The organism is Oleiphilus sp. HI0117 (genome assembly GCF_001635235.1).
Window position 1 is genome coordinate 1 of sequence record NZ_LWGA01000484.1, and the last position, 10,126, is coordinate 10,126.

Annotated in this window: 10 protein-coding genes and 1 tRNA gene; 6 read left to right on the top strand and 5 right to left on the bottom strand. The window is 43.0% G+C overall.

Annotated elements, in window-relative coordinates; translation table 11 throughout:
• Nucleotides 1-64 precede the first annotated feature (64 nt).
• The 4 genes from A3757_RS05475 (at nucleotide 65) to A3757_RS05490 (ending at nucleotide 3,919) form a co-directional block, all read left to right on the top strand.
• Nucleotides 65-802, top strand: a complete 738-nt coding sequence (locus tag A3757_RS05475; RefSeq protein WP_068511296.1) for a spondin domain-containing protein — start codon at nucleotides 65-67, stop codon at nucleotides 800-802.
• Nucleotides 799-1,530, top strand: a complete 732-nt coding sequence (locus A3757_RS05480) for a spondin domain-containing protein (RefSeq protein ID WP_197469834.1) — start codon at nucleotides 799-801, stop codon at nucleotides 1,528-1,530. The genes A3757_RS05475 and A3757_RS05480 overlap by 4 nt, the downstream gene beginning before the upstream one ends.
• Before the next feature lie 114 nt (nucleotides 1,531-1,644).
• The gene (locus A3757_RS05485) at nucleotides 1,645-2,394 is read left to right on the top strand and encodes a response regulator transcription factor (RefSeq protein WP_231872177.1); all 750 of its coding nucleotides are present in this window, start codon (nucleotides 1,645-1,647) and stop codon (nucleotides 2,392-2,394) included.
• Entirely contained in the window at nucleotides 2,384-3,919 is a 1,536-nt protein-coding gene (locus A3757_RS05490; protein ID WP_068739285.1) for a cell wall metabolism sensor histidine kinase WalK, read from the top strand. Before A3757_RS05485 ends, A3757_RS05490 begins: the two co-directional genes overlap by 11 nt.
• A gap of 138 nt (nucleotides 3,920-4,057) precedes the next feature.
• Here the strand turns inward: A3757_RS05490 and A3757_RS05495 are convergent, their stop codons facing one another.
• The 5 genes from A3757_RS05495 to A3757_RS05515 all read right to left on the bottom strand — a co-directional run bounded on the left by A3757_RS05495 (nucleotide 4,058) and on the right by A3757_RS05515 (nucleotide 8,711).
• Nucleotides 4,058-4,729 carry a pseudouridine synthase gene (locus A3757_RS05495; RefSeq protein WP_068739287.1) on the bottom strand — a complete coding sequence of 224 codons (672 nt, stop codon included), beginning with the start codon at nucleotides 4,727-4,729 and terminating at the stop codon, nucleotides 4,058-4,060.
• A gap of 173 nt (nucleotides 4,730-4,902) precedes the next feature.
• Nucleotides 4,903-4,978: transfer RNA gene (locus A3757_RS05500), tRNA-Phe, on the bottom strand.
• A gap of 143 nt (nucleotides 4,979-5,121) precedes the next feature.
• Nucleotides 5,122-5,394: an oxidative damage protection protein gene (locus tag A3757_RS05505; RefSeq protein WP_068553869.1), complete on the bottom strand. Its 273-nt coding sequence runs from the start codon at nucleotides 5,392-5,394 to the stop codon at nucleotides 5,122-5,124.
• A 45-nt stretch (nucleotides 5,395-5,439) separates the two neighbouring features.
• Nucleotides 5,440-6,531, bottom strand: a complete 1,092-nt coding sequence (gene mutY, locus A3757_RS05510; RefSeq protein WP_068511288.1) for an A/G-specific adenine glycosylase — start codon at nucleotides 6,529-6,531, stop codon at nucleotides 5,440-5,442.
• A complete protein-coding gene (locus tag A3757_RS05515; protein ID WP_068739289.1) occupies nucleotides 6,531-8,711 on the bottom strand; it encodes an AsmA family protein in 2,181 nt (726 codons plus the stop codon). Before A3757_RS05515 ends, mutY begins: the two co-directional genes overlap by 1 nt.
• Before the next feature lie 201 nt (nucleotides 8,712-8,912).
• On the opposite strand from A3757_RS05515, the gene A3757_RS05520 reads away from it, so the two are divergent.
• Nucleotides 8,913-9,374, top strand: a complete 462-nt coding sequence (locus A3757_RS05520) for an SRPBCC family protein (protein ID WP_068511282.1) — start codon at nucleotides 8,913-8,915, stop codon at nucleotides 9,372-9,374.
• 69 nt (nucleotides 9,375-9,443) lie between these two features.
• Entirely contained in the window at nucleotides 9,444-10,037 is a 594-nt protein-coding gene (gene hisB / locus A3757_RS05525) for an imidazoleglycerol-phosphate dehydratase HisB (RefSeq protein WP_068511279.1), read from the top strand.
• The last annotated feature ends 89 nt before the right edge of the window (nucleotides 10,038-10,126 follow it).

The window sequence follows — 10,126 nt, forward strand, 5'->3', positions numbered from 1 at the left end:
GCTGAGCCTATGCGTAACAATGTTTCCACCAAAACAACATAAATGTTTTCCGGAGGAAACTGACATGAAAAAAACTCACTCAAGTATCAAAAAAATTGCGCTGGGGCTTTTACTTCCAGCTTTTAGTGCTCCTTTTGTGCAAGCCGCAGAAGTGGATGTCACTATCGAAAACCTGACCAGAGGAATATTCTTTACGCCCTTGGCTGTTACAGCTCACCCTGAAGGTTCGTCGTTATTTGAACTTGGAAGCGTGGCATCAGATGATTTGCAGGCAATGGCAGAAGGTGGTGATTTAAGCGGAATTGAAGCCAGTTTAGATGCGCTAGGCGCTGTGCAATCCAATAACCCTGCCTCGGGACTTCTTGAACCCGGATCAATGACTTCTACAAGCTTGAATACCGATGGCACAAGCAATGTTCTGCTTAGTGTTGTAGGTATGATCTTGCCTAGTAATGATGGCTTTATTGCTCTGAATGGAATCGAGATACCCAGTGAATCCGGAACCTATACATACTATGCCAAAGCCTATGATGCAGGTACAGAAGCCAATGACGAAGTGGTGGGTAGTGGTGCGGTAGGCGAGGCCGGTTTTCCTGCTCCTGGGCTGGTTGCAGCGACCCTAGGTGAAAATGGTACTGGTATTGTTGCCACTGCTGAAGGTTATGTTCATATCCATCGTGGTGCTTTGGGGGATCTGGATGCTGATGGAGGTGTTTCAGATTTAGATAGTACTACTCACAGATGGTTGAACCCAATTGCCAAGATTACTGTAACGGTAAGCGAATACAGGGCAGAGCTATGAACGGTTATTTTTCTATCAATAAGAAGTTGATGAGTGGAGCCCTGCTGGCCTCATCGCTAATTCTATCCGCGTGTTCTGATAACGACTCTAAGCAGGATGACATGCTTGAGTTTGAAGTTACAGTGAGCAACTTGACGGCTGGTCAGCCTTTATCGCCTGCTGCAGTTTTATTGCACGATTCCCAATGGAAGAGTTTTCAGACGGGTCATAGGGCGAGTGATGAACTCGAGTTACTAGCTGAAGGGGGAGACAACAGCCTGTTCTTATCCTCATCGCTTGACGATTCTTACGTTTATCTTGCTGAGTCTGGTGCTGGAATTATAGCGCCAGGAGAGTATGAGTCGTTTCAGGTTCAAACTTCTGAAAAATACTTGGGAACTTTATCACTGAGTGTTGTGTCTATGTTGGTTAACTCGAATGATGCTATTGCAGCTTTAAACGGTAAAGCAATTAGCGCACTAGAGATTGACGAGAGTATGAGTTTTGAATTGCTGACCTATGATACGGGCACTGAAGCGAACACCGAGACAGCAGACACAATTCCCGGGCCTGCAGCACAAGGTGGCGATCGTGAAGGGTTCAATGTTGCTCGTGATGATGTTCGGGACGCAGTATATCTGCACCCAGGTGTTGTGACTCAGGACGACGGTTTATCAAGCTCAACCTTAGGTGAGGTTCACCGTTGGGATAACCCGGCTGTGGGTGTTCGCGTGGAACGTATTCGTTAGCGCACGTTGTTTGAGGGCTTTTGAATGTTGTTATTCTTAAGCTTAGTAGCCTCAGCTCTGCTCCTCGTTTTTATGGTCTCAAACAGGCTTATGATGAATGCTAGGGAGCAGAGTATGAACCTTCATATGGAGAGTAAAAGTTTACAAGCGGTTGATGTTCTTTCTGACCTTGATAGAAAGCGTTTTCTGATTGTGGAAGATGACCCCGATATCGCAGACCTTATGTCGCTTCACCTTCGAGACTTAAACGCCGATATTTTAGTTGTTAGTGATGGCGTTGAGGGTTTTCAGCGAGCGAGATCAGAGCAGTGGAACGCCATTATTTTAGACTTACAACTGCCAGGCATAGACGGTTTGGAGCTATGTAGAATGCTTCGAGTCTCACAAATTTATGTGCCGCTGATGATGGTGACTTCCCGTTCAACTGAGTTGGATAGAGTCTTAGGTCTAGAGATTGGTGCTGATGATTACTTAGTTAAGCCTTTTAGTGTGGCCGAACTAAAGGCAAGAGTAAAAGCATTGCTTAGACGGTCTGCCCAGAGTGAGAAACCAAGACCTGAAGCGAGTGTATTGAGCTATCTTAGCCTTTCTTTAGATTCCTCTTCTAGAAAAGCAAAATTAGCTGAAAAGACGCTAGATCTAACAGCGAAAGAATTCGATTTACTTTGGTTCTTTGCATCTCATGTGGGAAAGGTCTTTAAACGTAGTGAGCTTCTTGACAAGGTTTGGGGTTATGGTCACGAAGGTTATGAGCATACCGTTAACTCTCATATAAATCGCTTGCGATCAAAACTGGAATCGGATTCTTCAAACCCTGTATATATTAATACAATTTGGGGGGTGGGTTATCGTTTTGGAGAGTAAGAACATTGAAAAGGGTGCGATGAGACGAAAGCTGCCGTTTTATACAAAGCTGGCTGTCACCATATCTATCATCGGTATTTTTGTGACAGGGATGTTCTTTGTCTTAGCGCTATGGAGCAGTGATAAATATCATCAAGAAGTTACCCAGCGGCTCCATCGTGACTTGGCACCGTACATACTGGATCATTTATCTGAGCCTTTGTTTTTAGACAAAGCAGAGCGAGAAAATGGCAGCCTTAATATCAATAAAAAGGCACTTAAGGGGATCGCAATCAATACCATGATGATCAATCCAAGTGTTGAAGTTTATTTGTTGGATAATAATGGTCAAGTATTAGGGCATGCGCTACCCGACGCCTCAATCGATAAAGGTCAGGTCAATGTACGGGCAATAGACTCATGGCTAAAGGGTGAGGGGAATGAGGCAGTCTTGGGGAGTAATCCAAGAGAGCCTGATAAACTCAATATATTCTCTGCCGCGCCTGTCTTCTTTCAGGGTAAGCAGAAAGGCTTTCTGTATATCGTGCTCGCTAGTCATGAGTCTGCCTCGATAGCCGAATCACTGCAAAGCAGCCATATCATTCGCATTGTCTTAGGAGCGATGTGCGCAATATCGCTATTCTTCGTTTTCTCAGCTTTGTTATCTTTCAAGCGAATTACTAGCCCACTGAGGAAGCTGGCTCAGGAAATTCGAACTTATCGTGAGGCTGAGCTAGGCACAAGTGATGCTTGGGAATTAAGGAGTAACAGTGATGAAATTGAAGTTTTATCGAGTTCCTTTTCGCTTATGCGCCAACGAATACAAAGCCAGTTTGATCAACTCGCTGAAAGTGATCGCTTAAGAAGGGAGTTAATATCTAATGTCTCTCACGACTTAAGAACGCCATTGGCAGCCATGCAGGGCTATTTGGAAACACTCATTATCAAGTCCGAGACGCTAGACTCTGCTAAGCAGAGAAAATATTTGGAAGTGGCGCATCGTCATAGCAAGCGTTTAAGGGATTTAGTTAGTCAATTATTTGAATTATCTAAACTAGAAGCGGGGAGGGTTCAGCCACAATACGAGATATTCTCCTTGACTGAGCTTGTTTACGATGTGCGACAAGACTATGAATTACGAGCGCAAGAAAAGGGGCTTGAATTGATCGCAAAAGTGCCTGATGAGAATGTTTTGGTGAATGCCGATATTTCTCTTATGCAGAGGGTGCTCCAGAACCTGATTGATAATGCTATCTCTCACAGTAAAGAAAGTGGTGAAGTTACCTTGTCACTGAAGTTAGAAGGACGCGGCGTTCAAGTCGGTGTTTTTGATACTGGCCGTGGCATCGCTGCCGAAGATATCCCTTATGTTTTTGAGCGTTTCTACCAGTCTACGTCAGAAGTAAATCCTGAGCTTAGGAAAGACGGCGCTGGCCTTGGTCTAAGTATCGTTCAGAAGATACTTGAATTGCATGACAGTATCATTAGCGTCAGATCTCAGTTAAATACCGGGACAGAATTTTCCTTTGCTTTGATGAGGGTCTAGCTTAGAGGGTGAGACGGGAATGTTCATTTTTTTTAATAGTGAAAAGTGATTTTTCTCATACTTTTTGCTTGTGGGGAGCGGCACTAACTCAAGGGAAAGAGTAGAGTTAATGAATATCATTCCAGCGTTTAGTATCGGCTAAAATGGAGAGGGGCATAAGCCCTTTATTTGTTTTCCTGAAATAGGGTGTACAAACTCCAATGTTGTTGCATGTAGCATTAGGCGGTCAGCCATTGCTTTACTACGCTCTGTTGCATATAAGTCACAGCCAATAATAGGGTGTAAGATTTCGCGGCTATGAATTCGCAGTTGATGGGTTCGTCCTGTCAATGGTGTGAATGTTACCTTGGTCAAGTCAGGGTTCAGGTAGCGCTCAATAACTTGAAATTTTGTTATCGCCTCTTTACCTGTTTCGTAGCAGATTTTCTGGAATGGAAAATTGGCCACATCTTTTGCGATTGGAAAGCTAATCGTACCTTCATCTTTTTCGAGTGTGCCTTCTAATATCGCGCAATATGACTTTTTTATCGACCTTGCCTGAAACTGTTTTCCAATATGAGCATTAACGCTTTTGCTAAGTGATATCAGCATAATACCTGAAGTACCGAAGTCGAGCCGGTGAGTCAGCCTAGCGTTTGGGAAGTCTTTAACGAGCCGGTAATGAACTGAGTCAATATTGAGTGGGTTCTTTCCTGACAAACTTAGCAATTTACTTGGCTTGTTAATGAGTAATAAATGCTCATCTTGATAAAGAATTTGGATATGCTCGTGGCAAGCTGGGGCTATAAAATCATCAGAATTATGTTGCATTGTCTTAGTATGACGTAAAAAACTGTGATGTATAGATGAATTGAAACAGAAAAGTGTTTAGTTAAAATTTGTCGATTCAGAAAGTGATAATTCAACCGATATTTTTACGGTTGGGCTAAATCGCAGACAAGAAAAAACCCGAACATCTTGCGATGATCGGGTTCTTCGAATAATGGTGCCCGGTCTCGGAATCGAACCAAGGACACGAGGATTTTCAATCCTCTGCTCTACCGACTGAGCTAACCGGGCATATCAATTATTTAAAGTGCTTGATCTTGCACTGGTACAACTTGTTGCGTCTCGGTATGTCTGCAACGGGGGCGTATTAAACCTGTTTCGTTTCGATGAGTCAAGAGCTAAAACTAAAAAAAAATCACAAACGTAAATTTTGATTATTTTGTAGGCGTAACATAGCCCTCTATGCTTTCAATGTCTTCATTATTAAAGAATTTATGCATCTGTTCTTTCAAGAACTTTCGGTCTTCGGCGCTCATCATATTGAGCTGTCGTTCGTTAATCAGCATGGTTTGTTTATTTTGCCATTCTTTCCAGGCTTGTTCAGAGATGTTGTTAAAAATATCTTGGCCCGCTTCTCCTGGCATTGTCGGGGTATCCAGGCCTTTCAGTTCTTTTTGATACTTTCTGCAAAAAACAGTGCGACTCATGTTTCGATCTCGTGTGGTAAGTAAATAGCATGTGATGGGTCAATCTTAGTCATTTAATCTGAATAAATCATCACAATTTAGCTTTTCAAGGTAGGAAGATATTGGTGCCGGCAGGCCTAATTTAGAAAGCTGATGTTCTTGGATCCACTTTAGCCTATCTGATGAGCGTACTTCTGGTAGTGACGCTTTTAGCTTTAATTTAACCGGCTGTATCTCTAGTTTGTAATGAGAAAAGGTATGGTGAATGCTTTGGTGTCTTTCTAGTAGTTCTGTTTCTATGCCAAAGTTCTCGGTGCAGTATTGAATCAAGTCTGGTGGCGTGAGTGAGGGTGGTGCCTCTGGCAAGCTATATAAACCACCCCATATTCCGCTTGGCGGCCTTTTCTCAAGTAGGACTCCCTTATCAGACTCAATTAGCAGTGCCCAGGTTTTCTTTTGAGGGATCTTTTTTTTGGGTTTTGAAACCGGTAGGGCATGTTGTAGGTCTGCTTTGTTTGCCTGGCAATCTTCCTGCATTGGACAAATTGTGCACTTAGGTTTGCTGCGTGTGCAGAGTGTTGCGCCAAGATCCATGATGGCTTGTGTATAGTCATCAACACGATCTTGCGGTGTGTGTTCATCTGCGAGTAGCCATAGCTTTTGTTCGGTTTTTCTTTCGCCAGACCAGGTTTTGATGGCGTGATAACGACATAAAACCCGTTTTACGTTGCCATCAAGAATCGGGGCATATTGTTTGTGAGCAATGCTACGAATAGCGCCAGCAGTTGAACGACCAATGCCTGGCAGGGCACTTAAGCCGTCAACATCTTCGGGAAAGACGCCATCCAGGTCATAAGATATTTGTTTTGCTGCTTTGTGTAGATTACGCGCACGGGCGTAATAGCCTAAACCGGCCCAATGTTCGAGCACGCTGTCTTCGTCAGCATCTGCCAAACTTTTAACATCAGGAAAGCTTGCCATAAAGCGTTTGAAGTAGTCGATAACTGTGCTGACCTGGGTTTGCTGGAGCATAATTTCAGATACCCAAACCCTGTAGGGTGTTTTGTCTATTTGCCAGGGTAAGTTTTTGCGACCGTGTTGGTCGAACCAATTTAGTAGGCGATTTGCAAAGATTGATGAGCTTTTATCTGTGGACATTAAAATAGTTTCTTGAGTAGGTTCTTGGCAGCATCTTTGATTTCATCTTTGTCGCCAAGGTGTTTGTTTAAGGCTCTATCCAGTTCTTTATCTAATTTACGCTTTGCTTCTTTAGCAGCTACTTGCTTGGTCGCATCGAGTAAACGTTTGCTGTCCAGTTTACATAGCTCAGCTGGAGGCGTATCAAATTTTCCTTTGCATCTTACAGGAACAGGAATGTCTTTGAACTTTTCATTAACCCTGCAGGCATGCTCATTAGAGTCGCCAATGACGCGTAAGCCGGTTTTTATGTCTAGCGATGTTGCGCTCAGGTTGATAGGGCCTTCGGCGCTCATCGCCAATCCGGAGCTTGTTAGCTCGAAATTGTTCGTGAGAATCTCATCTTTCAAACTGGCGCTGCCTTTAAGCAGATCAAAAGGTGTGGCTTTTGGCCAGTTGTTAGTATCGATAGAATCTTTATTTATTAGGGCCAATCCTTTGCAGCTTAGTGCCTTGAAGTTTATGCCTTGAACTTCACCGTCGAGTACTTCAAATTCGGATTGAGCCAAGGCATTGCTTTGAACTTCGCTTAAGGTGTTACCACGACTTGTCAGCGCAGCACTAAAATTGAGAGTGCCACTGAGGCTAGCGCTGTCCTCGGCATTTTGAATTTCCAGCGCTTGAATCAGAGTGCCTAAGTTAAGGTTTGATATCTTTGTATCGGCTTGCCAAGTAGGTTTGTTGCTACGCGCATCTATTTTTGCGCTCGTGTTTAGTATGCCTTCATGAGACTTCGCAGACAGGTTTGTTACGCTGACGATTCCGTTCTTTGCGGCTAATTCGACATTAAGATTTTCGATCAGGACTTTGTTTGCAATTAAGCTTTGTTGTTTTAAAGATATGTCTAGATCGAGCTGTCTCAGTGTTTCTAGTGGCAGAAGCTCTGAGTTGGTTTGGTTGTTCGTTGGTGCTTCATCGTTGGCGCTTGCTTGGGTGTTGTTATTTTCCTCTTCGGCGGGTAAATAATTATCGATATTAACTGAGTCACCGACAAGGCTAAGTGCAAACGCTTGATTACTGCTATTGAATGTAAGGTCTCCTTGCCATGAACTCTTATCTACTTGTGTGTTGATTTGTTGAAAGTATAGAGCCTGGTCTTTAAATTCGAGCTTACTCGAAAGGCTAAATGCGTTTAGCGCTTCAGGTGAAGATAAGGTGGGTAATGCAATTCCAAATCTCTCGGCTAGAATCTTGGGGTTGAACTTGTTGACTTGGACTTGCCCTTGAAGGTGAGGTGATTCTAAGTAGTTTGTAAGGCTTAACTGACTATCAAGCTTGAGTTCCTCGAGTATGAGGAAAAGCTCCTCAACCACTATTTCTTCTTTACTGGTGTTCACAGTGAATTTGCTGTCGAGACTTGCATTAATTACTTCGAACTGAGAGAAGGCGCCATTCGCTTCAAAATTACTCTTGAGTTCTTTTACCGTAATTTTTGAAAAGTCAGGTGAAAACTCGATAAGGCCAATAATATTAGAATTGAGTGTTAGTTTTTCTATGGTGTCTTCGAAGGTGAAGTCTACGTCGAAGGGTACATCTTTGTTTGGTGCTATGTTTGAAACCTGAATACTCGCAGGTGAAAGTTTAATGCTTTGGTTTTTGAGCTCTGATGTATAAGCAATGTTTAGGTTAGATATGCTTAGCTGGCTGAGTAAAAACGAAAGCTCAGAAGTCTTCTGGTTTTTTGAGTCTTGATTTGAATCTTTTGCTTTCGTTTCCGAGGTGTCTTTTTCCAGTGCCGCTGTTTCTTGTGTTGGTAGAATATTAAGCCAATTGGCTTTTCCTTGCTCGTCTTCAAATAGCGATATTTTTGCACTATCGAGAAGCAGGGTGTGAACGCTGGGTGAACCCTTGAGTAAAGAAAATAGGTCTACCTGCGCCAGTATTCTCTTAATAGATGCAAACGCTTGTCCATGCTGATCACTGATTTGCATATCGTTGATATCAATGCCGAGTGGGTACAAAGACCAGGTTAGGGACCCGTCTATCGATAAGTTTATTCCGGCTTGTTCTATAGCTTGCTGCTCAATCGTAGGTTTGAAGCGATTTGCATCTTGAAACTGAATGAACAGCGCGATACCTAGCACTGCTAATAAGGGCAGTCCGATAACCAAAAGTAAGCTGAATTTAAGAAATTTGTTCATTGCTGTATATGGCCCTTAATGAGTCGGTTTCTTGTTCAAGGTATCGTGGCTTTTTATCTTTGAAGTGTTTATTATTGCTGGTCTGCAGGATTATGTCATTGAAGCTTTTCGAATTTCTAATCGGAACGCTCATTAATAGGCTTGCCCGCACAGAAATACACCCTGAGAAAACCACCAGTGATAATAATAGTGAGGTAGGAAATGACCGTTAAAGTAAGTATTGATATTGATCGCGAGTTTACCGTTAAAGCCGATGCAAGCACTGCTTTTGCATTGTTGGCGGATGTGCCCGCTTCAGGCGCCCACTTCCCAAAAGTTGAAGCACTAACCGATCAAGGTGACAATACCTTTCTTTGGGAAATGGAAAAGGTAGGCTTGGGTGATCATGCAATCCAGACTGTTTATGCCTGTAAGTATTCTGCTGACGAAGCCGCATGTGAAGTTACTTGGACTCCTGTTAAGGGTGAGGGTAATGGCGTTGTATCAGGTAAGTGGGAAATAACCGAAGGTGACGGCGTAACTAACTTGAAATTAACGACTTCTGCGCAATTGACTTTGCCTTTACCAGGCCTGCTTAAGTTAGCAATTAGCCCGGTTGTTAAGCATGAATTTAGTGCAATGGTTGATGAGTATATCGACAACCTGAAAGGCGCATTGGCTTAGACCTTTTGTGCTGTGGATAAATAAGGCTATCTAATTTATCTATTTATTATTTTATTTTCGGAGAAGTAAATGGCTGAGAGAAAAGCCCAAGTAGAACGTAATACTCTGGAAACACAGATAAAAGTTTCTGTGAATCTTGATGGAACGGGTGAGGCTAAATTTGATACTGGCGTGCCTTTTTTAGAGCATATGATGGATCAGATTTGTCGTCATGGCATGATTGATATCGATGCGCACTGTAAAGGCGACTTGCACATAGACGATCACCATACCGTTGAAGATTTGGGTATTACACTAGGCCAGGCATTCTCTAAAGCTGTGGGCGATAAGAAAGGCATTCGTCGTTATGGCCATGCCTATGTTCCTCTAGATGAGGCATTGTCGCGTGTTGTTATCGACTTCTCTGGCCGTCCTGGCTTGGAATACGATATTCCTTTTACCAGAGGAAGTGTCGGCCGCTTCGATACAGAGCTGTTTTATGAGTTTTTTCAAGGTTTTGTAAATCACGCCAATGTAACTTTGCACATCGATAATCTGAAGGGTAAAAATGCTCATCATCAGATCGAAACGGTATTCAAAGCTTTTGGCCGCGCGCTTCGCATGGCTTTGGAACTTGATGAGCGAATGGAAGGAAAAATGCCGTCTACTAAAGGTTCTTTATAGAACCGGTTTCAAGTTGTACGACAGTTAATAAATAATACTGGCCTCTTTTGAGGTCAGTTGCTTTTTACGAGTGAGAAAAAATGACGACA